The sequence below is a fragment of the Streptomyces sp. ST2-7A genome (genome assembly GCF_021390475.1).
Classification (GTDB): domain Bacteria; phylum Actinomycetota; class Actinomycetes; order Streptomycetales; family Streptomycetaceae; genus Streptomyces.
Map to the genome: position 1 here is coordinate 1 of NZ_JAJUWS010000059.1, position 24,528 is coordinate 24,528.

Annotated in this window: 17 protein-coding genes; 5 read left to right on the forward strand and 12 right to left on the reverse strand. The window is 75.3% G+C overall.

Annotation, left to right across the window (positions count from 1 at the left end; all coding sequences use genetic code 11):
- Positions 1 to 265: 265 nt before the first annotated feature.
- Entirely contained in the window at positions 266 to 1,273 is a 1,008-nt protein-coding gene (locus tag LZF96_RS24785; RefSeq protein ID WP_233876822.1) for a stage II sporulation protein M, read from the reverse strand.
- Between the two features lie 286 nt (positions 1,274 to 1,559).
- Here LZF96_RS24785 and LZF96_RS24790 point away from each other — a divergent pair, with 286 nt between their 5' ends.
- Positions 1,560 to 2,648, forward strand: a complete 1,089-nt coding sequence (locus LZF96_RS24790; protein WP_233876824.1) for an RDD family protein — start codon at positions 1,560 to 1,562, stop codon at positions 2,646 to 2,648.
- Between the two features lie 286 nt (positions 2,649 to 2,934).
- Here the strand turns inward: LZF96_RS24790 and LZF96_RS24795 are convergent, their stop codons facing one another.
- The 7 genes from LZF96_RS24795 to LZF96_RS24825 form a co-directional block, all read right to left on the reverse strand.
- The gene (locus LZF96_RS24795; RefSeq protein WP_233876826.1) at positions 2,935 to 3,681 is read right to left on the reverse strand and encodes a hypothetical protein; all 747 of its coding nucleotides are present in this window, start codon (positions 3,679 to 3,681) and stop codon (positions 2,935 to 2,937) included.
- A gap of 151 nt (positions 3,682 to 3,832) precedes the next feature.
- Positions 3,833 to 5,278 carry an adenosylhomocysteinase gene (gene ahcY, locus LZF96_RS24800; RefSeq protein ID WP_233876828.1) on the reverse strand — a complete coding sequence of 482 codons (1,446 nt, stop codon included), beginning with the start codon at positions 5,276 to 5,278 and terminating at the stop codon, positions 3,833 to 3,835.
- A gap of 282 nt (positions 5,279 to 5,560) precedes the next feature.
- Positions 5,561 to 6,775: a mannose-6-phosphate isomerase, class I gene (gene manA / locus LZF96_RS24805; RefSeq protein WP_233876830.1), complete on the reverse strand. Its 1,215-nt coding sequence runs from the start codon at positions 6,773 to 6,775 to the stop codon at positions 5,561 to 5,563.
- A gap of 69 nt (positions 6,776 to 6,844) precedes the next feature.
- Entirely contained in the window at positions 6,845 to 8,113 is a 1,269-nt protein-coding gene (locus tag LZF96_RS24810; RefSeq protein WP_233876832.1) for an SIS domain-containing protein, read from the reverse strand.
- Positions 8,114 to 8,144: 31 nt separating this feature from the next.
- A complete protein-coding gene (locus tag LZF96_RS24815) occupies positions 8,145 to 8,339 on the reverse strand; it encodes a Trm112 family protein (protein WP_233876834.1) in 195 nt (64 codons plus the stop codon).
- Positions 8,340 to 8,605: 266 nt separating this feature from the next.
- Entirely contained in the window at positions 8,606 to 9,991 is a 1,386-nt protein-coding gene (locus LZF96_RS24820; RefSeq protein ID WP_233876836.1) for a phosphomannomutase/phosphoglucomutase, read from the reverse strand.
- 483 nt (positions 9,992 to 10,474) lie between these two features.
- On the reverse strand, positions 10,475 to 10,984 hold the full coding sequence (locus tag LZF96_RS24825) for a DUF3499 domain-containing protein (RefSeq protein ID WP_233876838.1): 510 nt from the start codon (positions 10,982 to 10,984) through the stop codon (positions 10,475 to 10,477).
- Between the two features lie 150 nt (positions 10,985 to 11,134).
- On the opposite strand from LZF96_RS24825, the gene LZF96_RS24830 reads away from it, so the two are divergent.
- Complete coding sequence (locus LZF96_RS24830; protein WP_233876840.1) at positions 11,135 to 11,590, forward strand: metallopeptidase family protein; 456 nt, start codon at positions 11,135 to 11,137, stop codon at positions 11,588 to 11,590.
- Between the two features lie 119 nt (positions 11,591 to 11,709).
- Here LZF96_RS24830 and LZF96_RS24835 read toward each other — a convergent pair whose 3' ends face one another.
- From LZF96_RS24835 to LZF96_RS24845, 3 genes are all read right to left on the reverse strand, one after another.
- Positions 11,710 to 13,359, reverse strand: coding sequence for a DUF5719 family protein (locus tag LZF96_RS24835; RefSeq protein ID WP_308294285.1), 1,650 nt, complete (start codon positions 13,357 to 13,359; stop codon positions 11,710 to 11,712).
- 93 nt (positions 13,360 to 13,452) lie between these two features.
- The gene (locus LZF96_RS24840) at positions 13,453 to 17,289 is read right to left on the reverse strand and encodes a glycosyltransferase (RefSeq protein ID WP_233876844.1); all 3,837 of its coding nucleotides are present in this window, start codon (positions 17,287 to 17,289) and stop codon (positions 13,453 to 13,455) included.
- Positions 17,290 to 18,049: 760 nt separating this feature from the next.
- A complete protein-coding gene (locus tag LZF96_RS24845; RefSeq protein WP_233876846.1) occupies positions 18,050 to 18,316 on the reverse strand; it encodes a WhiB family transcriptional regulator in 267 nt (88 codons plus the stop codon).
- A gap of 739 nt (positions 18,317 to 19,055) precedes the next feature.
- Between LZF96_RS24845 and LZF96_RS24850 the strand changes: the two genes are divergently transcribed.
- Genes LZF96_RS24850 through LZF96_RS24860 form a run of 3 tightly spaced genes read left to right on the forward strand, consistent with a single transcriptional unit; the run spans position 19,056 to position 22,102 of the window.
- Positions 19,056 to 19,625, forward strand: a complete 570-nt coding sequence (locus LZF96_RS24850; RefSeq protein WP_233876848.1) for a cysteine dioxygenase family protein — start codon at positions 19,056 to 19,058, stop codon at positions 19,623 to 19,625.
- Positions 19,626 to 19,649: 24 nt separating this feature from the next.
- The gene (locus tag LZF96_RS24855) at positions 19,650 to 20,684 is read left to right on the forward strand and encodes a 2-phospho-L-lactate transferase (protein ID WP_233876850.1); all 1,035 of its coding nucleotides are present in this window, start codon (positions 19,650 to 19,652) and stop codon (positions 20,682 to 20,684) included.
- A complete protein-coding gene (locus LZF96_RS24860) occupies positions 20,681 to 22,102 on the forward strand; it encodes a coenzyme F420-0:L-glutamate ligase (protein WP_233876852.1) in 1,422 nt (473 codons plus the stop codon). The genes LZF96_RS24855 and LZF96_RS24860 overlap by 4 nt, the downstream gene beginning before the upstream one ends.
- Before the next feature lie 507 nt (positions 22,103 to 22,609).
- Here the strand turns inward: LZF96_RS24860 and LZF96_RS24865 are convergent.
- Positions 22,610 to 24,007, reverse strand: coding sequence for an LCP family protein (locus tag LZF96_RS24865; RefSeq protein ID WP_233876854.1), 1,398 nt, complete (start codon positions 24,005 to 24,007; stop codon positions 22,610 to 22,612).
- Positions 24,008 to 24,528 lie beyond the last annotated feature (521 nt).

Sequence of the window (24,528 nt, forward strand, 5' to 3'; positions counted from 1 at the left end):
CGAAGACGACGACCCGTTCGAGATCGTTCGAAGAGTAGGTCCTGCGAAGATGACCGTCGCACTCGGGCGACAACCGCGCCACCGACATGCGGGGCTCGGCCTCCGCGTCAGTGGCAACCCGATGAACTTTACGGACGGATGACGCCCGCGTCAACCCCGGGCAACCCGGGGAGTTCCCGGCCACCCCGTCCGGGCGGTGTTCCCGGCGGCGGGGCAGCCCTCATCGGGCGACCCTCCCCGGCCGGCCCGGCTCGGGCCACCTCGCTCAGGCCACCTCGGGGAGGCGGTCCCCGACATCCGCGAGCTGCGTGTCCCCCGTCTCGCCCGCCTCCGCCGCGCGGCGCCCCAGGACGAAGACGTAGACCAGGAAGGCGGCCAGGGCCACCACACCGATGGTGACGCGGGCCCAGGTCGGCAGACCCGAGGGGGTCACGAAGCCCTCGATGAGTCCCGACACGAAGAGCACCGCCATCAGGCCGATCGCCATCCCCAGCGCGGAGCGTCCCTCGGTCGCCAGTGCCACCCGGCGACTGCGCGGGCCCGGATCGATGACCGTCCACCCCAGCCGCAGACCGACCCCGGCCGCGACGAAGACAGCCGTCAGCTCCAGCAACCCGTGCGGGAGGATCAACCCCAGGAAGATGTCCAACCGGCCGGCCGCCGCCATCAGCCCGACCCCGATGCCGACGTTCACGGCGTTCATCAGCAGCACCCAGATCACCGGGATGCCCAGCAGGACCCCGAAGGCCAACGAGATGGCCGCGACCCAGGCGTTGTTGGTCCACACCTGGGCGGAGAAGGCCGCCGCCGCGCTCTCGGTGTAGTACGTCTCGTAGGCGCCGCCGGGACGGGTCATCTCCCGGAGTTCCTCCGGGGCCCCGATGCTCGCCCGCACCTCGGGGGAGGCGGCGATCCACCACCCCACCAGCACCGTCACCAGGATGAAGGCGAAGGCGGTGGGCACCCACCAGGTCCGGGTGCGGTAGCAGGCCGCCGGGAACCCGGCGGTGAAGTAGTGCACGGCGTCCCGCCAACTCGAGCGGCGGGCCCCGACCACCCCGCTGCGCGCCCGGGCGACCAGGGTGGTCAGGCGGTTCATCACCACCGGGTCGGGTGCCTGCGCGCGCAGCATGGACAGGTGCGTCGCCGTCCGCTGGTACAGCGCGACCATCTCGTCCGCCTCCGCGCCCGTGAGGCGTCGGCGACGGCGCTGCAACTGGTCGAGGCGATCCCACTCGGCCCGGTGGGCGGCGACGAACACATCGAGGTCCATGCCCAAGACCTTCTCAGAACCACCGGGGTGGGTGTCGAGCGGTCCCGGCGGACGGCGTCCGTTCGTCGTCGGGCCGCGGGGCCCGCCCGCGCGCCGGGGATTCGGACGGGTCCCATCCGCGCACTCCTTGCCGGGGCTTCCCGGGGCGGTGCGGCGCGCCGGGGCCCGGAACGGCAGACTGGAGGGGACGCCGCCCGTCCGCGAGTGGCGTCCGAGGGGCGGTCGTCGCTCGACCGTCGGGCGCCCGGCCGACCCGGCGGACCACCACGGGAGGGGTCTGGACAGGATGAACCAACTGGTCACCGGCGACGCTGTGGTGCTCGGGCTGCAACCGGCCAAACTGCCGAGCCGGGCCATCGCGGTCGCCCTCGACCTGACGGTACTGCTGACCGCCTACATCCTGCTCACCCTCTTCGTGGAGAGCCAGGTCGTCCCGCTCGGCGGTGCCACCCTGGCCGCCGTGCAGGTGGCGATGCTGGTGGCGATCCTCATCGGGGTGCCCATGGCCGTGGAGACGCTCAGCCAGGGACGGTCACTGGGCAAGTTGGCGCTGGGGCTGCGGGTGGTGCGCGACGACGGCGGTCCCATCCGCTTCCGGCACGCCTTCGTCCGGGCGCTGATCGGGTTCCTGGAGATCCTGGCGAGTTTCGGGGTGATCGCCACCGTCGCCTCGCTGGTGTCGGCGCGCGGCCGTCGGTTGGGGGACGTCTTCGCCGGGACGCTGGTGGTGCGCGAGCGCATCCCCGCCGGGCGGACGACCGTGCTGCCGCCCCCGCCGCCGCATCTGGCGGGTCGGTTCGCGACGCTGGACCTGTCCCGGGTACCGGACGGGATGTGGTTGGCGATCCGTCAGTACCTCACCCGGCTGCCGAAGCTGGATTCGCGGGTGGCCTGGTCGATGGGGGTGGGGCTGGCCGACGAGTTGGCGACGCGGCTCGGTTCCCCGCCGCCTCCGGGCGAGCACCCGGCCTCCTACCTGGCGGCGGTCGCGGGGGAACGGCAGCGGCGGGAGATCGCGCGCACCTTCCGGGACCGGCCGGTGCCGCCGGAGTTGCGGGCCGCGCTCGGCGCCGGCCCCGCCCCGGCCGGTGCTCCCGTCTCCTCCGACACCCCGGCCTCGCCGTTCGCCACTCCGGGCGGGAGTGGACCGGGGGCCGGTGGACCGGCTCCGTCCGGTGGGGCCCCCGTCGCACCCGACGCGCCGTCGCACCCCGCTCCCCCGGCGACGGACTCCGGGCCGGGGAACGAGCGGCCCGGGCCGCAGGCGTCCCCGGCGGCGTCCTCCTCGCCGGCAGCGGGATCGGAGCCCCGCCCGACGGTCGGCGCGGCCGGGGACGGCGGTGCCCGACCCGGCGGTTTCAGCGCCCCGTCGTGAGCTCCCGGACACGGTCCTCGGCAGCGGCGGACGCCGACACGCCGGGTTCCCGTCCCCCGCCGGTCCGGCTCCGGACGGTGCCGGCGGTCGGCGCGGCCGGACGCCGGTGACGGTGCCGGCGGTCGGCGCCGGGTTCGGCCACTTCTCCGGGCGCGCTCCGGGTGCCATGTCGCCATCGGAACGGGCCTCCCTCTTCCCGACCGCCGAGCCCTCCGGAGTCCACCGGTGCACGGTCGGGACGGTGTCGGGGTCGTCGGGGTCGTCGGGGTCGTCGGTGGAGCGGTGTTCAGCCCGGGCCGTCCACGTATCCGTCCCCGTCCCCGTCTTCTCCGCCGGGCCCGCCGCCGGAGCCCGGTGGGGGTGGGAAGACGCCGGGGGGACCGTCCAGTTCCTCCAACTCCACCCCCGGGGCCGCGAGCACCACGTCACCGCCGAGATGAATGTCCCGTCCCTCCCCGTCGGCCGGGTCGACGAGACGCCACCGGTGCACGGTCAGGGCGGTGTCGGGGTCGTCGGGGGCCCGGTGGGTCTCACCGGCCTCCAGGCGCAGCAGCCGGTCCACGGTGAGGGGGCCCAGGACGGGTTCGGTGAGTTCGACCAGCCGGAACCGCCGGGCCGGGGCCCCGGGCACCGTGTCGGCGGGGATGCCGGGCCCGGCACCGGCCCGGACACCGGCGCCCACCGCCAGGCGGGCGAGGGCGACCAGGTGGGCGGGCGAGGTGCCGGTGAAGGCCAGGGCGCCGGGGACGTGCCCCTCCCGCGCGTCGTGTCCCCCGGTGTCGCCGCGCACCCAGCGCAGGCCGCCGGCGTCGATGCCGCCGCGCACCCACCACGCGGTGGTGCGCACCTCGAGGCGGACGGGACGGCCGAGGGCGTCGATGGTCAGGTCCACCGCGCCCGCCGGTTCGCCGGAGGGGGTCCTGCGGTCGGCGGTGTAGCGCCAGCCCGCCGGGCCGGGGGCACAGCTGAAGTGTTCGGTTCCCAGGGGCGTGCCGTCCCGGGGATCGTGGAGGGCGTAGACACCGCTGGGCATGGGCCCACCGTAAGGGGTGGTCGGGCGGGGAAACGGCCGGGGCCGGCCGCGTCCGCCCCGTGCCGTGCCGGTGGGCACGGTGGAGGGGCGGGGCGGCCGGCCCCGGTGAGGTGTCGAGGGGGTCGGTCCGGCCCCCTCGATCGGTGTCCGATCAGTAGCGGTAGTGGTCCGGCTTGTAGGGGCCCTCGACGGGGACGCCGATGTAGGCGGCCTGCTCCGGGCGCAGCTCGGTGAGGCGGGCGCCGAGGGCCTCCAGGTGGAGGCGGGCGACCTTCTCGTCGAGCAGCTTGGGCAGGGTGTGCACACCGAGGGGGTACTCGGCGGCGCGGGTGAACAGCTCGATCTGCGCGATCGTCTGGTTGGCGAAGCTGTTGGACATCACGAAGGACGGGTGTCCGGTGGCGTTGCCCAGGTTGAGCAGCCGGCCCTCGGAGAGCAGGATGATCGTCTTCCCGTCGGGGAAGGTCCAGGTGTGGACCTGCGGCTTGACCTCGTCCTTGACGATGCCGGGGACGGCGGTGAGGCCGGCCATGTCGATCTCGTTGTCGAAGTGGCCGATGTTGCCGACGATGGCCTGGTGCTTCATCCGGCCCATGTGCTCGGCGAGGATGATGTCCTTGTTGCCGGTGGTGGTGATGAAGATGTCGGCGGTCTCGAGGACGTCCTCGAGGCGGGCGACCTGGTAGCCGTCCATGGCGGCCTGGAGGGCGCAGATCGGGTCGATCTCGGTGATGACGACCCGGGCCCCCTGGCCGCGCAGGGACTCCGCGCAGCCCTTGCCGACGTCGCCGTAGCCGCAGACCACGGCGACCTTGCCGCCGATGAGCACGTCGGTGGCGCGGTTGATGCCGTCGATCAGGGAGTGCCGGCAGCCGTACTTGTTGTCGAACTTCGACTTGGTGACCGAGTCGTTGACGTTGATGGCCGGGAAGAGCAGGCTGCCCTCGCGGAACATCTCGTACAGGCGGTGGACACCGGTGGTGGTCTCCTCGGTCACGCCGCGGATCTCCGAGGCGATGTTGGTCCATTTGCCGGGTGCCTCGGCCAGGGTGCGGTTGAGCAGCTCGAGGATGACGCGGTGCTCGTCGTTCTCGGCCGTGGCCGGGTCGGGCGCGGCGCCGGCCTTCTCGTACTCGACGCCCTTGTGCACCAGGACGGTGGCGTCACCGCCGTCGTCGAGGATCATGTTCGGGCCACCGGTGGGGGCGTCCTCCCAGGTCAGCGCCTGCTCGGTGCACCACCAGTACTCTTCCAGGCTCTCGCCCTTCCAGGCGAAGACCGGGATGCCGGCGGCGGCGATCGCGGCGGCGGCGTGGTCCTGGGTGGAGAAGATGTTGCAGGAGGCCCAGCGGACCCGGGCGCCGAGCGCGACCAGGGTCTCGATGAGCACGGCGGTCTGCACGGTCATGTGCAGGGAGCCGGTGACGCGGGCGCCGGCGAGCGGCCGCGAGGCGGCGTACTCCTCGCGGATCGCCATCAGGCCGGGCATCTCGTGCTCGGCGAGGGTGATCTCCTTGCGGCCGAAGGCGGCCAGGGAGAGGTCGGCGACCTTGTAGTCGGTGAAGCCCTCGGGGGCGGTGACGGGGGTGTTCGACATGTGGCGAACGACTCCTCGGAATCGATGGCGTACACGTGGGCAGGCCGACCGGACCGTGCCCCCTCCAGGGCGGTGACCGGTCGTCCGTCCGTCGGAGGGCCTTCTTTCCCCTCGGCCGGGTGGGGCGGCGACGCGCCCGGGCCCGACTGCCATCAGCAGCGACGTCTGACGTCTTGTCCATCGAGGCTAACAGCCGGGACCCGGATGGTTCCATGCCCGAGGGACGGGCCGGGCGGGGTTTCGGCCGGCCCGTCCCGGCGGCGGTGGGTATCGGTCGGGCGGTCAGAGGGTCGTTCCGATCCGAACGGTGGCGCGGAAGACGGTGGCGGGGCCGGTGAGGTGGACGGCCGGTGAGCCGGCGGGGACGAACGCGGACTCGCCGCGGCGCAGGTCGAGGGAGACGCCCGTCTCGTCGGTGAGGGTCGCGGTGCCCTCCGTGCACAGCAGGATCTGCGGTCGGTTCCCGGCCGGGGTGGGGCCCTCGGCACCGGGTGCCAGGACGTGCCGGGAGAGGCGGAACTCGTCAACGGGGGTGTCGTAGACCTCCTCGTCACCGGGGCCGGCCTCCGGGCGGAGCACCTCGGGGTCACCGCTGCGGAAGATCACCACCCGCAGCAGTTCCGGCACGTCCACGTGCTTGGGGGTCAGTCCGCAGCGCAGCACGTTGTCGGAGTTGGCCATCAGCTCCACACCCAGGCCCCCGAGATAGGCGTGCGGGACGCCGGCGCCGAGGTACAGGGCCTCGCCGGGCTGGAGGACGACGTGGTTGAGGAGCATCGCGGCGAGCACCCCGGGGTCGCCGGGGTGGTGGTGGGCGATGCCGGCGTACGCGGCCAGCGCGCGGGCGTGCGGGCCGCCCTCCGCCGCCAGGCGTTCGGTCGCCGCGGCGGTCTCCCCCACCACCGGGGCGAGCTCGTCGCGGTCGGCGCCCAACAGCGCGGTGAGGACCTCTCGCAGGGCGTCCGCCTCGGGAGTGGCCCGCAGCAGGTCGGCGTAGGGCTTGAGGCCGTCCACGCCCAGGGCGTCGAGGAGGTCGGCGGTCCCGCCGGCGGGGCGGAAGCCGCACAGCCCCTCGAAGGGTGTGAGGGCGCAGATCAGCTCGGGCTTGTGGTTGGCGTCCCGGTAGTTGCGGTGCGGGGCGTCGAGGGGAACGCCGGCGGCCTCCTCGGCCTCCCAGCCGGCGCGGGCCTGCTCGAGGTCGGGGTGGACCTGGAGCGAGAGCGGGGCGTCGGCGGCGAGGAGCTTGAGCAGGAACGGCAGCCGGGGGCCGAAGCGCTCGACGACCCGGGGGCCCAGTTCACGGGCGGGGTCGGCGGCGATGACGGCGTGCAGCGGCGTGGGGCCGTTCCCCCGGTCGACGAGGGAGGGGGCTCCGGGGTGGGCTCCCATCCACAGCTCCGCCTGCGGTTCACCGGTGGGTTCGGTGCCGAGCAGCGCCGGGATGGCGGTGGTGGAGCCCCAGGCGTAGGGGCGCACGGCGTTGGCGAGACGGTCCATGTCGGTGCGGTCCAGGGGTCGGGGCGGGCGGTGGAACGGGGCCGCCGGGACCGTGGTCCCGGCCCGGGGTCATGATCGGCCGGTGGGGGTGAGCGCCAGGTAAACGGCGGTGAAATCGAGGCGGGCCACCAAGTCGACGAGTCGGGGCAGCGGGTCGCCCGGCCCGGGGACGAAATCGGTGATCGGCACGCCGTGTTCGCGGGCCAGGAAACGGGCGGCGGGTAGCGCCGGGGGGATGCCGGGATCCCCGGCACCGTTGGCGCCGTTCGGGTCCGCACCCGGCTCGGGGCCGTTCCCGGCGTCGGGGGTGGGTGTGCCATCGGGGGCATTCGCCCCGTTCGGCCCGGGAACGGCCTCCCGGTCCCCGCCGGCCGGTGGCGTGGTGTCGTGGAGCAGCACGATCCGCGGCATCAACGGCTGCGGATCGTCGACCCGGTCGCGGAAGAAGTCCTCGGGGTCGGCGCCGGGGCCGTGCCGGCCGGCGATGAGCAACGGCCCGTGGGCGGTGAGCGCCTCGGGCAGCGGGGCGACGAGCGCGGGGACGCCGGAGAGCGCGGCCAACAGGTCGGCGGCGTGGCCGGCGGCGGCCCGGGCCAGGGGGCCCTCCGACCACAACAGGGGCAGTACCCCGTCGAGTTCGCCCGCCAGGGTCTTGGCGGGGTTGCGTTCCTGCGCGGACCCGGGGCCGCACAGGTCGGCGACGGCGTCGAGACGGTCGGCGACGGCGGTCTGAACCGCCGGGCCCGCCTCGCACAGTCCCAGCCGGTCGGCGAGCATCAGCGCGGGGGTGACGGCGGACCAGGCCGGTCCGGGGGCGGCGGGGTGGTCGGCGGCCTCCTGCCGGTCGGGGTGGACCAGTGGGAGGCGGAGGCTGTTGCGGCGAGCGGCCAGTCCGGAGAGGGAGGAGCGTTCGGGAGCCACCACGGCGACCGCGCAGCCCCGGCGCCAGGCCCGCTCGAAGAGGTCACCGAGGCCGGGTTCACTGCCCTCCGGGCCGAGGATCAGGAGCAGGTCCAGGGTGCCGACCCACTCCGGAAGCGGCCAGCGCAGGGCGCCGGGGTCGGCCAACGGCCCCACCGGCTCCACCCGGTGGACCCGCACGGCGGGGTCGACCAGGGCGGTCAGCGTTCGCGCGAGGAGGGGGCCGGCGGGGGTGGGGCCGGCGACGAGGACGGTGCCGGGCCGTCCCTGCGGGGAGAGCCGGTGGAGGTCGGACTCCTCGACGGCCCGGGCGGCGACCCGGACCCGGGCGCCGGCCCCGGCGAGCGCGCGCAGCAGGCCGCGCAGGTCGGCGCGGGCCAGGGCGTCGGGGGCGTCGAGCATCGATTCGTCGATCATTGGCGGACTCCGATCGCCCGGTGGAACGGTGTCAGGAGGCTTCGCGGGCCTCTGCCTCGTCCACGAGCAGGATGGGGATGCCGTCGCGGACCGGGTAGGCCAGGCGGCAGGTGTCGGACGTGCAGACCAGTTCCCCGGCTTCCCCCGCCGTCCCGTCCTCCCGCAGTGGCGCGTGGCAGGCGGGGCAGGCGAGGAGGTCGAGCAGTCCGGCGTCAACGAGCGACATGTGGGGTTCCCCGGGGAGGTCGAAACGGTCCGCGGCAGGCGGTTTTCGGGGGGCCGTGGGCGGTTCCCGGCCCGTGATTCACCCTACCGGCCGGTCGCCGGGGCGGCCACGCACGGCGGGGCCCTCGCGCCCGGTCGCCGGACGACCGGGCACGAGGGCCGGCGCGGCACGGCGGGAAGCGTCCGCCGGGCCGCGCCGGCCCCCGTCGGTTCATCGCAGTCCGGCCGGCTTCGGCCGGGCAGCCGGCCGGAGTCGCCGCTCCGGGATCAGGCCAGCCGGATGAGTCCCAGCACCTCGTCACGGACCTTGGCGACCGTCGCGGCGTCGTCGGCCTCGACGTTGAGCCGCAGCAGCGGCTCGGTGTTGGAGGCGCGGAGGTTGAACCACCAGTCCCCGGCGGTCACCGTCAGGCCGTCCAGCTCGTCCAGTTCCACGCCGGTCCGGTCGCCGTACGCCTCTCGGACGGCGGCGACGCTCGCCGCCTGATCGGAGACGGTGCTGTTGATCTCCCCGGAGGCCGGGTACCGGTCGTACTCGGCGACCAGTTCGGAGAGCGTCCGCTCCTGCTCGCCGAGGGCGGCCAGCATGTGCAGCGCGGCGAGCATCCCGGTGTCGGCGTTCCAGAAGTCCCGGAAGTAGTAGTGGGCGGAGTGCTCGCCACCGAAGACGGCGCCGCTGCGGGCCATCTCGGCCTTGATGAAGGAGTGGCCGACCCGGGTCCGCACGGGCGTGCCGCCGTGCTCGCGGACCACCTCGGCGACGGCCCGCGAGGTGATCAGGTTGTGGATGACCGTTCCGCCGGGGTGCTTGGCGAGCTCCCGGGCGGCTACCAGGGCGGTGACGGCGGAGGGGGAGACGGGCTCGCCGCGCTCGTCGACCACGAAACAGCGGTCGGCGTCGCCGTCGAAGGCCAGGCCGATGTCGGCGCCGGTCTCCCGCACCCGGGCCCGCAGGTCCACGATGTTGGCCGGGTCCAGGGGGTTGGCCTCGTGGTTGGGGAAGGTGCCGTCCAGCTCGAAGTACATGGCGTCCAGGGTGACCGGCAGGCCCTCCAGGACGGTGGGCACGGTGTGGCCGCCCATGCCGTTGCCCGCGTCCACGACCGCCCGCAGCGGACGGATGTCCTCCAGCGGGACCAGGGCACGCAGGTGGGCGGCGTAGTCCCGGAGGGTGTCCCGCTCCGAGTGGGCGCCCTCCCGGGTCCCGGCGGCGGGGGCCGGGGGGCCGCCGGCGTCGGCCCACCGCTCGACCAGGGCTCGGATCTCGGCCAGGCCGCTGTCCTGCCCGATGGGCGCGGCCCCGGCCCGGCACATCTTGATGCCGTTGTAGCGGGCCGGGTTGTGGCTGGCGGTGAACATCGCGCCGGGCAGGTCCAGCGCCCCGCTCGCGTAGTAGAGCTGGTCGGTGGAGCACAGCCCGATGGCGGTCACGTCGGCGCCCCGGCTCGCCGCGCCCTCGGCGAAGGCACGGGCCAGGCCCGGCGAGGAGGGGCGCATGTCGTGGCCGATGACGACGCCGCCGGCCGGGGCGTCCCCGTCCCCGGCGACCTCGGCGAAGGCGGCTCCGAACAGGCGGGCCAGGTCCTCGTCCCACTGATCCGGGACCACACCCCGTACGTCGTACGCCTTCACGATCTGCGACAGGTCCGGCACAGCTCACCCCTCGTCCTCGATGTGATTCCCGATGGTTCGGCGCGGGGCGCCCCGCCGGTGCGTCGATGCGCCGGTCCGACCCGGCTCGGCGGCCCCGGGGTCGGACGGGCGCGGGGCGGGCGGGCCCCGCCGGCACGGGGCGTCACTGCCCGGGTGCCCGAACGGTCCGTCGTGCCGGGAACCCCCGGTGCGATCGGTTCCGCCAATCTACCGATTGGATGTTACGACCGTAGGGATACGGGCGCATATGCGGACGTCCGAGGGGAAGCCGGCCGAAGATCGCGCGTACCGTGCCCCGGAAGTGGTGGGGAATCACGTCCCGGCACCGGGCCACGCGGCGGCGCGTGCCCGGCACGGGGTGCCGCCGGCGGGAGCGGGGACACGGACGGGCCCCGGCACCCCGGTCGGATTCGGACGGCGGTCCGGCGTGTCGCCCACGGGATCGGCCGGACGGCCGGTGGGGCCCGGAACCGGGCGACGGGCTCAGGGGTCCGGGGAGCGCAGTACCCGCAGGTGTCCGCGCCGGGCCACCTCGGTCGGCTCGCCGGTCCCGCGCCCCGGGACGCGACCGGTGCGGTCCCGGCCGCGCTCACGGGCACGATCCCGATCGCGGTCGCGGTCCTGATCCCGGTCACGTTCACGGCCGCGACCGCGCTCCTCCGGGGCGGCCTGTCGGGGCGGCCCGGCGGCCTCGCGGACGGCGTCCGCGAGCGCCTCGAGGTCGTCGCCGGCCGGAAGCGGGGCACGGGGATCCGGCGCCAGGCGCACGACCTCCCAGCCGCGCGGCGCGGTGAGCCGCTCGGAGTGCTCGGCGCACAGGTCGTAGCAATGGGGCTCGGCATAGGTCGCGAGAGGACCGAGGACCGCCGTGGAGTCCGCGTAGACATACGTCAGCGTCGCCACGGCGGGACGGCCGCACGCGGTTCGCGAACAGCGACGTACGGGGCTCACGATGTTGGACCGTACCGCACTCCTGAGCGGGTCGCGACGCATGACGGCCCCGTCACCCTCCCGTGTCGTACGGGGACGGCCGACACATGGTCGCATCATGCCGTTTCGTCCGGAAGTTCCTCCGGAAGTCGCCCCGTGGATCCTCCCGCGGATCCTCCTGTGGCCGATCGGCGTCCTCTATGGTCGGAGACGATGGACGACCGCAGCGGGACGCCCGCGACACCACCCGGACGACGCCGGCACCGGGACCGGCACGGCCGCGGTATGCGCGGCCCCATCGCCCCACCCCGGGTGCCCCTGGCCGTGACCCGGGCGGAGACCTTCCACGGACTGGTGGAGGACTCCGCCGATCGGCTGCGGCGCAGGTTGCCGCAACTGGCCCGGGTGGAGTTCGAGGTGCTGGAGGTGCCCCCGATCGGCGAGCTACCGGCCGGGGCCGGCAAGCACGACGCCGTACCGCTGGGTGGAGTACTGCGGGGAGACGACGGCCGGCGGGACCGGATCCTGGTCTACCGGCGGCCGATCGAGCTGCGCAGCCGGGGTCGGGACGAGCGATCGGCGCTGGTGCACGAGGTGGTCGTCGAACAGGCGGCCGACCTGTTGGGGCTGGCGCCGGAGTCGGTGGACCCGCGCTACGGCGAGGAGTGAGCGACGGGGCCGGCCGGGGGCGGGGCCCCCGAACCCCGAACGGGTCGGCGCCCCTCCCGGGCGGGAGGGGCGCCGACCCGTCGCGTGGTGTACCGGTGGGGTCCGGGGTCCGGGCCCGCTCAGCGGGTGAGGACCCCCAGGTCCCGCCCGGTCTCCGGCACCTGCACGGTGGACCGGTCGTCCGGGAGGGACTGGGTGGTGAACATCGGGATGTCCCGGGTGGTCATGGTCAACGAGCGGGCCGCGTAGAGCGGGCCGCCACCGGTGCGTTCGACCGTCAGCGCGTAGCGACCCTCCAGGTCGTCGGCGGCCCCCGGGGTGACCGCCAGCGTGGTACCGGCGGCGACGGTGTGCGTCTCGGTCGACGCGGCGCCGCCCTCCGAACCGGGCGAGAGCGTCACCGTGACCCGCACCTCCTCCCCCGGCGCCGTCAGGAACAACTCGGTGCCCTTGTCGGTGTTGCCGGCCGCGCTCGCCCGCCGCTCCAGCGGGGCGGTGCCGGAGACGAACGCCATCTCCTGCTCGTCCCCCTCGCCCCGGGTGACGCGCAGACCCGCGATGACGGGGGCCCGCTCGACGCCCTCCGGCGGCAGGAGCAGCAGGGCCCCCGCCTCGCCCCGGGTCACGTCGCCCAGATCCACCGACTCCAGCAGGTTGGACCGCAGGTGGACGGACTCGTTGCCGGCCGGGGTGATGGTGGCGGAGGGACCGACGAAGCGGACGCCGAAGGTGATGTCGGTGTCGCCGGGGTTGAGTGCGACGAGCCGGACGGTCTCGGCGTCCTCCGGGATGCCGGGCAGCACGATCGGGGCGGGACCGGCGTCCGGCGCGGTGCCGGCCGGCAGCCAGTCGGTGCCCAACTGCTCGTCGATGGCCTCGATCTGCGCGCCGATCCGACCGCTGCGGGCGGTGACGTGCACGACGAGGTTGGTCTCGGCGGAGGCGGTCAGGGTGGAGAGGCGGACCGGGACGCTGCGGTTCGGGGGCAGCGTGACGCCCTCGTCGAAGAGGTTCTCCAACCGGCCCTCCGCCCCGTACAGCTCGATGTCGACGACGGTCGCCGAGTCGTCGGGGTTGGTCAGGTGGACGTAGTCGGTACGGGTGTCCACGGTGGAGGCGCCGGCGAACCAGAAGTTGGTGTCCGGGGTCTGGCAGGCGGTGCCGAGCAGGCCCCGGCCGGCGCCGGTGGGCACCCGGGTGGTCTGCTGCACGGTCCAGCCGGGGGCGAGCCGGCCGGAGGCGGTACCGGCCAGGGCGGGGGCGTCGGCGCCCTTGGTGGAGTCCGCGACGGGGGTGCCGGGCTCCTCGAGGGTGAGCACCTCGTCGGCGGCCGGGGCGTCGGAGCCCTGCTCGGTGTCGTCGGTGTCCGCGTCCTCCCCGGCGTCCGCGTCCTCCGCGGCGTCGTCTTCCTCCGCGTCTTCCTCGGCGTCGGGGTCCTCCGCTTCTTCCTCCGCGTCGGGGTCCTCCGCGTCGGGGTCCTCGGCGGGGTCGTCACCGATCCGGTGCGCGGGGGCGGGGGTCAGCCCCGCGGCACCCGCCGGCCCGTCGGCGGGCCCCTCGGAGGCCGGGGTGAACGCGGTGTACCAGGTCGTGGCGCCCTCACCCCGGGTGGGCTGGGGGCAGACCAGGGTGGTCCGCTCGACGGGGGCACGGCTCGACTCGCCGGCCGGGCGCGGGGCGGCCGGGTCGCTGCCGAGCCCGGCCAGGCCGGTGACGGCGGCGAGTGCCACGCCCACGGCGAGCAGGGACAGCGCCGGTGTGCTGCGCATCATCTCTCCGTCATCGGGGGGTCATCGGGGGGCATCGGGGGGGCATCGGGTGGGGGCGGTGGTGCCGGTGGTGCCCGGACCGGGAGGGCCGGGTCACCGGGGGCCGCCGTAGTCGTGGTCGGGGGGGTGGTCGCCCCGGTTCGCGTCGGGGTTCTCCCCGTGGTTCCCCTCCGGACGGCCCGTGCGGTAGGGGTCGGCCCCGTACTCCTCGGCCCCGTACTCCTCGGTGCCGTATCCGCCGTCGGTGTATCCGCCGCCGTATCCCTCGTGGGCGTACCCACCGTTGGGGTAACCCTCGCCGGCGTACCGCTGGGTGCCGTAGGGGTCCGTCCCGGCCTGCCGCGGGTAACCGCCATCGGCCGTGGTCTCCCACTGCCGACCGTCCCGACCGGCCTCCGGGTGGCTCTCCCAACCGGGGGTGCCGTTCCAGCCCTCGGCCGGGGCCCCGGCGGGTCGCCGCGTCTCCTGCCAGTGGCCCGCGTCGGCCGGGGTCGGCTCCCCGGCACGGGGACCGGGCACCGCGGCGGGTGACGGCCCGGAGGTGCCGAAGGCGTCGAACTCGGGCTCCTCCCCCGGGCGCGGGCCCGGCACGGCGACGGGGGCGTCGGCGCCGTCCCGGTCGTCCGGTCCGGCCGCGTCCGCTCCGCCCCCCGCCGCGGCCGCGGCGGCGGCGGCGCGGGCGGCCCGTCGGCCACCGACCGGGGCCGCCTCCGGCTCCGGCAGGTCGTCGTCGAGTTCGCGGCGACGGCCGGGCAGGGCCAGCACGGCGAGGACCAGCAGCAGGAAGCCCTGCGTCCACACCCAACCGGTGTGCAGGGTCCCGGAGTCCCAGGAGACCACCAGGCGTCCGCCGTTCTCCGGCAGCTCGAAGCCCTGCGCCCAGCCGTCCAGGCGCGTCCGGGTCAGCGGTTCGCCGTCCAGGGTGGCCGACCAGCCGGGGTCGGAGGCGTCGGCGAGTCGCAGGACGCGACCGGCCGGACCGGCGGGGATCTCCGTGTCGACGGTGATCGGACCGGCGGGTACGCGCTCCCAGTCGGCGGTCTCGTCCCCGGGCGGCACGATCACGACCCGGGACATCACCCGCTCGACCCGCCACAGGGCGCTGCCGTCCTCCTGGCTGAGCCGCTTGAGGCCGGGGGTGGTGTCCAGGACCCGGTGGATCTCCTCGGGTGAGCCGTCGCGCACGATGACGTACCGGACGGCGTACCCGGCCAGGACCCGGGTCTGGTCGGCGCCGGAACCGGCGACGAGTTCGCCGACCGCCCGGTCCAGTGCCCCGTCCCCGGGCATCAGGTCGGTGATATCGGCGTCGCCGAGGCGGGCGCCGGAGCCGCGCAGGACGGTGTAGTCCACGCGCAGCGGGGCGCCGTCGGCGTCCTCGCCCTCACCGGCCAGGACCAGGGTGCGGGCCCGGTCACCGGTGCCGCTCTCCTCCGCGACGAAGGCGGGGACCTGACCGGGGTTGCCGCGCTCCAGCGGGCCGTCGGCACCGCGCAGCATCCAGGCGCCGGCCGCGAACAGCGGGCCGAGCACGGCGGCGACGGCGATCAGTACCGCGACCGGCTGGCGCCAGCCGAAGCTCTGCTCCGCGACCCGGTGACGGGCGCCGTCGGCGCCGACCATCGCGGCGCCGATGAGGGCCAGGCCCGCGAGCAGCGTCGCCGGGCCGGGCCAGGCGGCCTCGTCGGTGTTGGCCCAGACCGCGACCGGCAGCGCCACGAGGGCGACGGTCCAGGCGGTGCCGATGGCGGTGCGCCGGTCGGTCCGCAGCAGGGCGGCGAGGGCGGCCAGCAGCAGGCCGACCAGCACCCAGGCCCCGGTGGTGCCCGGGCCGCCGGGGCTGAGGGTGAGGAGTTGGAAGGCGGTGGCGGGCTCGATCTCCGGCGCGACACCCGCCTCCCGGAACAGCCGGGAGGGATCGAGGAGCAGTCGCCAGAACCACGGCGAGAGCACCGGCAACGGGGTGAGCAGCACGGCGGCGAACCGGCCGATGACCGCGCCGCGAGCCGCGACGGCGGGCCCGCCGGGGCGGACCGCGACCACCAGGGCGATCACCCCGAGGACCGCCGCGAGGAGCCACACCACGGGGGTGAAGGCGGTCGTGACGGTGAGGAGGAGGGCGGCCGCCCAGGTCGCGCGCCACGGGCCGGGGGCGGCCCCCGGGCCCAGCGCGGCGAGGGCCGCGCGGGCCAGCGGCGGCAGCAGCACGGCGAGCAGCACGGTTCCGACGCGGCCGGAGGCCACGGCGCCGGTCACGGCCGGCAGCAGGGCGTAGGCCACCGCGCCCCAGGCGCGCAGCACCCGGGAGGGCACCAGGGGGCCCGCGCACAGGTAGGCGCTGATCCCGGCGAGCGGGACGGCCAATACGAACAGGAGGGTCAGCACCGGGCCGAGAGAGCCGAGGAAGATCGTGCCGAGGGTGGCCAGGAAGGCGATCCAGGGGGGCGCGGCGACGGTGCCACCGATGCCCAGCGGCTGCCAGCTCTCGAGGTAGCGGGCCCACAGCTCGCCGGCATCGGCCGGGGCGGGGAGCAGGGCTCCGCCACCGAGGGCTCCGCCACCCAGCAGGGCGCGGCCGGCGAAGAGGGAGGCGAGCAGCAGCAGGAGGAACAGGACCGGGCCGGGGCGTCGGACGAGCCGGCGGACCCGGCCGAACTGTTCGACCTCCAGGGAGTCGGCGTCGTCGTCGGAGGGGCCCGATTCCACCCCGCCGTGGCGTCCGCCGTTACCGGAGTCCCCGGAACCGAAGCGGCCGGAGGTCGCGGACATCGCCTGGTCGATGCTGAGCTTGACGGTGGCACCGGCGACCGGGAAGAGCGGTCGCAGGTCGGCCGGGTCGTGGTCGGGGGCGGCGGCACGGGCCCGGGAGCGGCGGCCGGCGAGGACGCGCTCGGGGCGCAGCAGCACCGCGAGCAGGCCACCGATCTCGTCCAGGGATCGACCGGGCTGCTTGGCCAGCAGGTAGCCCACCACCCGCAGCAGGGTGCCGACCACCAACCGCAGCAGTACCCACGGCAGTCGGCGGCCGGGAGTGTTGGCCAACAGGGTGTGGACGGCCCCGGCCTTGTCCACCCGATGGGGGCTGCCGCCGAGCCGGCCGGCGCAGTCGATGGAACGGCGTTCGCGGGCGGATGCCTCGGCGTGCCGCAGGACGGCGGAGGGGACGACGAGGACGTCGTGGCCGGCGGCCCGCGCCCGCCAGCACAGGTCCACGTCGTCGCGCATGAGCGGCAGGCGGCGGTCGAAGCCGCCGAGCTTCTCGAAGACGTCGCGACGCACGAGCATGCCGGCGCTGGAGACGGAGAGGACCCGGCGGGTGCCGTCGTGCTGCCCCTGATCCTGTTCGCGACGCTCCAGGCCGGTCCAGCGGCGTCCGCTGGAGGCGATGGAGACGCCGGTCTCCAGGAGCTGCCGACTGTCGTACCAGCTGCGCAGCTTGCCGCCGAGGACGACGGCGTCGGGGTACTCGTCGGCCTCGCGCAGCAGGTGGGCCAGCGCGTCGGGCTCGGGCGCGGCGTCGTCGTGCAGCAGCCACAACCAGTGCACGGGTTCGCCGTGCGGCAACTCGGGCAGGTCGTAGACGCTGGTGTCCCAGCTGCGGGTGGCGGGGTTCCACGCCTCGGGGCGCCGCAGGTAGGGCAGGTCGTCGGGGCCGAGCACCGGGGCGGTCCGGTGGGCCTCCGAGACGGCGGTGCCGAAGGAGGTGCGGCGGGCGAGGTGGAGCACGCGGTCCGGTCCGAGGGTCTCGGCCAGGAGGGCGGCGGACTCGTCCGCGCTGCCGGTGTCGGCGGCGATGACGTCCTGGACGGGGCGCTCCTGGCCGGTCAACCCCGCGAGGACGTCGGGGAGCCAGCGCGCGCCGTCGTGGGAGACCAGCACGGCGGTGACGACGTGCCGGGGACATTCTGGGTGGGCGGACTGCTCAGACATCGAGGTGCGGGCCCCGGTTCGGTGGACGGCGTCGGACAGCGCTCACCCTAGCGCCTGCTCCGGACGCCGGATTCGCTCCGACGAAACTCCTCCCGGGGCCGTCCGGAACCCGGCCGGGGGCGCCCCGGGGTCCGGGTCGGCGGGGACGGGTGGCGGAAAGCCGCCGGTGGGGCGCGGGCCGCGTCGGCGGGGCCGGTCGGGCCGGTGGTTCGGCGGGCGCCCGGGAACGACACGGCCCGGGGGAACCGACTCCGCGCCGGCCGATACCGAGGGTGGATCCGGGGGCGCCCGCGGGCGATGACGCCGCAGGGTCCGGTGCCGCCCCCGTCGTGGGAGGTCGGGGGCCGCGGGCGGTGCGGGGCACGGATGTGACGCACACCATGGCGCGTCGGGTGCCGGAATGCGACGGGCGGGACACCGGCGGCCGGGAGGGCCGGCGGGTCCGCTCACACGGCGGATACGGCGCGTGCGGCCCGGGGTTGGGGTGGGTTGGTGGGGGGTTGGTGGGGGTTGGGGTGGCGCGCCCCGTGTCACCGGAGCGGCTCCGGGCCGGGCGGAACCCCGTCGGGTTCCCTCGGTGCGTCGGCTACGGCCGTGGGCTCCGGGCCCCCGCCGATCGGCGTCGGGGCCGGTCGGTGGACGGGCGGGCGGGTGCGGCTTCCGTACGGGGGGCCGTGTGGGCGGTTCCCCGGTTGCCGGTGCCTCGTGACGACACCTGCCGGTGGTGTCCCCCGGCCGGACGTCCGGCCGGAACGGGGGATCAGACGGCGGCCTTCTTCAGGCGCCGGCGCTCGCGCTCGGAGAGGCCACCCCAGATGCCGAACCGCTCGTCGTTGGCGAGGGCGTACTCCAGGCACTCGGAGCGAACCTCGCAGGACAGGCAGACCTTCTTGGCCTCCCGGGTGGAGCCGCCCTTCTCCGGGAAGAAGGACTCCGGGTCGGTCTGGGCGCACAGTGCGCGCTCCTGCCAACCGAGTTCCTCGTCCACGTCGTCCTCGACCAGCACCTGCTGGAACAGTTCGGTCATCTCGCGCCCCTCGCCTTCTGTACGTCCCCGTGACGGTGTCGTTATCGATGTCCGTCAAACGACACGAGTGAAATTACAAGTGCGGTGATTCACGCCCGTCAAGCCGCCTTATGGTCCCGCCGCCAGGATTCACCCTGCGGCACCACAACTCCGCAATTAGTGTGTAAATCACTACAAACTTCTCAGCCTGAACACTGACACTTCGGACATTCTCCCTGTCGCCACACTCCGCTCCGTCGCCCCCTCCGAGGAGGAGACGTACCGCCGCCCCCCGGCGTTCCCGGCGACCACGGGGGCGGCCGCCGATCACGCCCGGATCACGACTCGGCAACATCGGGCACCGGTGTGGCTGGAGCGGCACCTGTCCGCTCACCGAAGCCATAAACCTCTCAACTTTCAACGGCACCCGATCCGGTGAAGGAAACCGGCCAAACGCCACGAAAGGTTGACGACCTTCCCACTCAGGGGCTTTCTTGACGGGGGACGGCCCGAAGTCGGTGGTCAGCGGGGCACCGACCCCGGTACCGAGGAGCCGTGTCCACAAAGCGTTCCGGCATGCGGACGGCAGACGTCATCACGCCCGCACCGTGCCGGAATCCCCGTACCCTGGACCCGCCCCGCCCGCCCCTCCCTCCCGAACGCCCCACCGCACGCCGGATCCACCGGGGTGGCGGGAGACCGCCCGAGAGCCACGAGAGTTGCCGAACATCCGGATGGTCCCGCACGTGAGCGTCGCCCGATGAACAACGACAACGAGATCGCCGGTGACGCCGGTCAGGTGCCGCACCTGATGCCCCCGGCCCCCGCGCACCCCTCGGCGGTGGCCGATTTCGTCGCCCTCGCCCGCCGCACCGCACGCGACCGGGCCCGCTGGGAACCCCTGGTCCGCTACGACCCGGTGAGCCGCTGGTACCACCGACTGGACGCCGGCCCCGGCCACGAGGTGTGGCTCCTCGGCTGGCTGCCGGGCCAGGGCAGCGGTCGCCACGCCCACGGGGCGTCCAGCGGCGTGTGGACCGTCCTGCGCGGCGCGCTCACCGAGCGGACCGGTCCGGCCGGTACCGGCGGTCGACTCACGGTGCCGGGAGCCCTGCACCTGATCGCGCCGGGCAGCCCGCACGAGGTGTCCAACGACACCCTCGAGCCCGCCGTCAGCCTGCACGTGTACTTCCCCGGCCTCACCGAGATGCCGATGCTGCCGGCGGACCCCGCCCGCACGGAGACTTCCCCGACCCACCACCCACCGGTCGGACGCGCGTTCGGGCCGGCCGGCGGGGCACCGATCCCCACGGGCCCCGGTACCTGCTGACGCGGCGACTGACAGACTGGGCCCATGCAGCGCATCGTGGTACCGGCCGGCGGCATCGGCGGGGCCCGTTTCCTGCGCGGTCTCAAGCGGGCCGCGCCGGAGGCGGAGATCACCGTCATCGGCAACACAGGCGACGACATCCACCTCTTCGGGCTCAAGATCTGCCCGGACCTCGACACCGTCATGTACACCCTGGGCGGCGGCATCCACGAGGAACAGGGGTGGGGCCGCGCCGGTGAGACCTTCGCCGTGAAGGAGGAGTTGGCCGCCTACGGAGTGGGGCCCGACTGGTTCGGGCTCGGCGACCGGGACGTGGCCACCCACATCGTGCGCACCCGGATGCTCGCCGCCGGCTACCCGCTCAGCGCCGTCACCGAGGCGCTGTGCGCCCGCTGGAACCCGGGCGTGCGACTGCTGCCGATGAGCGACGACCGCGTCGAGACGCACATCCTCATCGACGACCCCGAGGAAACCGGGGAGACCGGCGGACCGGTGGACACCGGCGCGCCCGCCGAGGGGGAGGGCGCGGGCGAGGACTCGGTGCGCCGGCGCGCGGTGCACTTCCAGGAGTACTGGGTGCGGATGCGCGCCGCCGTGCCGGCCCGCGCGGTGGTTCCGGTGGGCGCGGACCGCGCGACTCCCGCCCCCGGCGTGCTGGAGGCCCTGGGGAAAGCCGATGTGATCGTCTTCCCACCCTCCAACCCGGTGGTGAGCATCGGCAGCATCCTGGCCGTGCCCGGCATCCGGGAGGCGGTGGCCGACGCCGGCGCCCCCGTGGTCGGCCTCTCCCCCGTCATCGGCGGGGCTCCGGTGCGCGGCATGGCCGACCGGGTATTGGCCGCCATCGGCGTTCCCGCCACCGCCCCGGGCGTCGCGGCGCACTACGGCGCCGGACTGCTGGACGGCTGGCTGGTGGACACCGTCGACGCGGACGCGGTCCCGGAGATCGAGGCGGGCGGGGTGCGCTGCCGAGCCGTCCCGTTGCTGATGACCGACGAGGAGGCCACCGCCGCGATGGCCCGCGAGGCGCTGGCGCTCGCCGAGGAGGTGCGCGCGTGAGCCGCGCGACGGAGTACCGCGTATGGGCACCGCCCGGCATCCCCGAGGTGCGACCCGGCGACGACCCGGCGGAGCTGATCACCGCCGCCCTGACCGCCGCCGGGCAGCCGCGTCCCGAGGACGGGGACGTGCTGGTGGTGACCTCCAAGATCATCAGCAAGGCGGAGGGCAGGGTGGTGCGGGCCGAGGATCGGGAGGCGTCCGTGGACGCCGAGACGGTCCGGGTGGTGGCCCGGCGCGGCGCCGCCCGCATCGTGGAGTCCCGGCACGGTTTCGTGATGGCCGCCGCCGGCGTGGACGCTTCCAACACCCCGCCGGGAACGGTGCTGTTGCTGCCCGTGGATCCGGACGCCTCGGCGCGGAGGATCCGTGACGGGCTGCGCGAACGGCTGGGTGTCGAGGTCGGGGTCGTCGTCAGCGACACCTTCGGTCGGCCCTGGCGGGAGGGGCAGACCGATGTGGCGATCGGCGCCGCCGGGGTACGCGTGGTGGACGACCTGCGCGGCGGGACCGACACCCACGGCAATCCGCTGGGCGTGACGGTCACCGCGATCGCCGACGAGCTCGCCGGCGCCGGCGAGCTGGTCAAGGGAAAGGTCGAGGGGCGGCCGGTGGCCGTGATCCGGGGGCTGGCCGAACACGTGCCGGCGGTCGGGAACGCCGGGAACGCCGGGGGGAACACCACCGGGAGCGCCGTCGACGCCGGCCGGACCTCCGGAGCCCCCGACCCCGGCACCGCCGACGAAGCCCCGCCGGAGCCCTCCGCCCGCGACCTGATCCGGGACCCGGCACGGGACATGTTCCGCCTGGGCACCTCCGAGGCGGTGCGCGAGGCGGTGACCCTGCGCCGCACGGTCCGCGAGTTCGCCGCCGAGCCGCCGGTGGACCCGGCCGCGGTCCGCCGGGCGGTGGCCGCCGCCCTGACGGCGCCCGCTCCCCACCACACCACCCCGTGGCGGTTCGTGCTGCTGGAGTCGCCGGCGGCGCGGGAGAAGCTGCTGGACGCGATGCGCGAGGCGTGGATCGCCGACCTGCGGGCCGACGGCCGCTCACCGGAGGCGATCGAGCGGCGGATCCGGCGCGGTGACGTGCTGCGCCGCGCGCCCTTTCTCGCCGTGCCCTGCCTGGTCGCCGACGGCGCGCACCGGTACCCCGACGAGCGGCGGTCGGCCGCCGAACGGGAGATGTTCGTCGTCGCGACCGGGGCCGGGGTGCAGAACTTCCTGGTGGCCCTGGCCGGTGAGGGGCTGGGGTCGGCGTGGGTCTCCTCGACGATGTTCTGCCGGCCGGTGGTCCGGGAGGTCCTGGAGCTGCCGGCGGAGTGGGACCCGATGGGGGCGGTGGCGATCGGCCACCCGGCCGCCGCGCCCCGGCCCCGGCCGCCGCGCCCGGTCGAGGAGTTCGTGACCGTCCGCTGACCGTCACACCGGGCCGCCCCCGGGAGGCCGCCCCGGCATGACGGTTCCCCGCCCTCGACCGGTCGCCGTGACCAGCGCCCCGGCGGCCCCGGATGACGGGCCGCCGGCCACCGGCTCGTTGGTATCCCGGCCGCGCCGGGGGCCGGACACCTCGACCGGCGCTCGGGCACACTCCCCCGCACGGGCCCGGCGATCGGCCCACCGGCCGGCCCGCTCCGGAAAAGACACCCACCGACACGCGGGTACCCCGGCCGCGCCGGGGGCCGGACACCTCGGCCGGTGACATCGGGGGAGTCCCCTCCCCGAGGCCGGCGATCGGCTCACCGCTGTCAACACACGGGTGCCAACACACGGGTTGGGACACCGACACCACCACGCCTCGCGGTCCCCGGCCGGGGCTCCCGCCCCGGGGAGCCGGGGACCGCTCCGTCGGCCCCCCTCCGGCGGAGCGGCGGCCGGGGCGGGGCACCCGTCGGCCGGTCCGGATCGCCGGAGGGGCCGATCGGATCAGGCACAGCCGATCCGGTCGGCTCGGGTCGCGACGATGCCGGTGTCCGCCGTGTCCGACTCCTCGGCCGCGTTCGAAGTCCCCGCCTTCTCCACCGGTCGGGACTCGGCCCCGCTCACCGGTTGCCGACCGTCCCGCACCCACCGCACCCCGTCGAAGTCCTCGCCGAGGGTGAGCAGCAACTCCGCGCCCGCGTCCGGGTCCTCACGCAGGTGCGCTCCCGGCACGGCGGCGGCCAGGGCCGCCGCCTCCGCCCGGCGGTCGGGGGCATGGGTGATCGTGGTGCGGTGGTGTCGATCACCCGCGCCGCCCGCACCGCCCGCGCCCTCCCCGTCCGCCGAACCGCCGGGAGCGTCCTCCGGGACGCCGGCGGTGAGGAACCCGGTGGCGGACAGTTCCCGGTCGGCGCGGGCGGCCATGCCCTCGCGGCCGCCCGCGTCCTCCACCCGGACCCGGATCTGCTGCGGGGCGATGTCCACGGGCACGACCCCGCCGTCCCGGTGGCCCTCCCCCTCCGGAACCAGCGGCCGGTCCTCCCGGACGGCGGTGAACAGTCGGCCGGCCGCCTCCTCGTCCCACTCCAGGGCAGGGCCGCCGAGTGGTCCGACGGGCACGGAGGCGAACTCGACGACTCCGGCGTCCACGCCGCGCAGCGTGCGGGCGATGTCCAGCATCTCGGGGACACCCAGCCCCGGGTCGGCCCGCACCGAGTCCAGCAGGTGGCCGACGGTGCGTCGCAGGACGGCGGGGTCGAGCAGCACCTCGGCGTCGGCCACCCGGTGGGCGAGCGCGGCCACGAAGCGCTGTTGGCGCTGGATGCGGCCGAAGTCGGCGGTGGCGTCGATCTCCCGGGCCCGGACGTAGGAGAGCGCCTGGCCGCCGTTGAGGGTGCTGGTACCGGCGGGCAGGTCCAGGCCCGACCGGGGGTCGCTCAGCGGACGGGCGGTGCACACGTCCACACCGCCGATCTCGTCGACCGCGCGCATGAAGCCGACGAAGCCCACTTCCAGGTAGTGGTCAACCCGCACACCGGTCATCCGCTCGACGGTGCGGACCATCAGTTGCGGACCACCGTGCGAGAGGGCGGCGTTGAGTTTCGCCTCGTGGGGTGCGTGGCGCTCGGTGGTGCCGGGAAGGGTGTGGGCCGCCAGTTCGGCGCGCGAGTCGCGGGGGAGGCTGATCACGCTCGCCCGGTCCCGGTCCTCGGAGAGGTGCAGGAGCATGATGGTGTCGGCGCAGTGGCAGGGCTCACCGCCGAGGCGATACCGGCGGCGTTCGTCGTCGGTGAGACCCGCGCGGCTGTCGCTGCCGATGAGCAGGACGTTGAGGCCGGGGCCGCCTGCCGGGCGGCCGTCGCCGTGGGGGATGGCCTCGACCCGTTCGACGCCTCCCTCCACGCCGGTGACCACCGCGTGGCCGACACCGCCGGTGAGGAGGACGAGGCCGGAGAGGGCGGCGGCGAGGCGCAGTCCCCACCTCGGGCGGCCGGGGGTCGGCCGGCTCCGAGGGGATCGGCCGGGGGGCGGGCCCGTGGGGGGACGGGGGCCCGGGTGCCGCGCGGCGGCCCCCGGGCGGGAGGCGGCGCGGCGTGGGGGCGGGGTGCGGGCGCCACCGGGGCGGGGACGGTCGGCCGGGGCGGGCATGGGCGCCTCCGCGTTCGTCGGGTGGGCGGGGACCGGCGGTGGACGCCGGTGGGTGGGAACGGCGGGACGGTACCGGTGGGCGATGGCGAGGGGTGGAACGGGCGGGCCCCGGCCCCGGGAACCCCCGGGGGTTGTCGGGGCCCCGCATCACGACACCACATCGGGGTGTCTCCGGGCACATCACATTAATCGGATGAAATGCGCGACACATCCGACGTGCCCCGAGGCCCTTCCGGCATCACCCGTCCGGGCGAAGGGCGGCCGGCGCGCCCGCG

Excerpts from the sequence above, each read along its gene's own strand:
- LZF96_RS24785 (WP_233876822.1), bottom strand. The coding sequence starts at position 1,273 with ATGGACCTCGATGTGTTCGTCGCCGCCCACCGGGCCGAGTGGGATCGC.
- LZF96_RS24790 (WP_233876824.1), top strand. The coding sequence starts at position 1,560 with ATGAACCAACTGGTCACCGGCGACGCTGTGGTGCTCGGGCTGCAACCG.
- LZF96_RS24795 (WP_233876826.1), bottom strand. The coding sequence starts at position 3,681 with ATGCCCAGCGGTGTCTACGCCCTCCACGATCCCCGGGACGGCACGCCC.
- ahcY (WP_233876828.1), bottom strand. The coding sequence starts at position 5,278 with ATGTCGAACACCCCCGTCACCGCCCCCGAGGGCTTCACCGACTACAAG.
- manA (WP_233876830.1), bottom strand. The coding sequence starts at position 6,775 with ATGGACCGTCTCGCCAACGCCGTGCGCCCCTACGCCTGGGGCTCCACC.
- LZF96_RS24810 (WP_233876832.1), bottom strand. The coding sequence starts at position 8,113 with ATGATCGACGAATCGATGCTCGACGCCCCCGACGCCCTGGCCCGCGCC.
- LZF96_RS24815 (WP_233876834.1), bottom strand. The coding sequence starts at position 8,339 with ATGTCGCTCGTTGACGCCGGACTGCTCGACCTCCTCGCCTGCCCCGCC.
- LZF96_RS24825 (WP_233876838.1), bottom strand. The coding sequence starts at position 10,984 with ATGCGTCGCGACCCGCTCAGGAGTGCGGTACGGTCCAACATCGTGAGC.
- LZF96_RS24830 (WP_233876840.1), top strand. The coding sequence starts at position 11,135 with ATGGACGACCGCAGCGGGACGCCCGCGACACCACCCGGACGACGCCGG.
- LZF96_RS24835 (WP_308294285.1), bottom strand. The coding sequence starts at position 13,359 with ATGCGCAGCACACCGGCGCTGTCCCTGCTCGCCGTGGGCGTGGCACTC.
- LZF96_RS24840 (WP_233876844.1), bottom strand. The coding sequence starts at position 17,289 with ATGTCTGAGCAGTCCGCCCACCCAGAATGTCCCCGGCACGTCGTCACC.
- LZF96_RS24845 (WP_233876846.1), bottom strand. The coding sequence starts at position 18,316 with ATGACCGAACTGTTCCAGCAGGTGCTGGTCGAGGACGACGTGGACGAG.
- LZF96_RS24850 (WP_233876848.1), top strand. The coding sequence starts at position 19,056 with ATGAACAACGACAACGAGATCGCCGGTGACGCCGGTCAGGTGCCGCAC.
- LZF96_RS24855 (WP_233876850.1), top strand. The coding sequence starts at position 19,650 with ATGCAGCGCATCGTGGTACCGGCCGGCGGCATCGGCGGGGCCCGTTTC.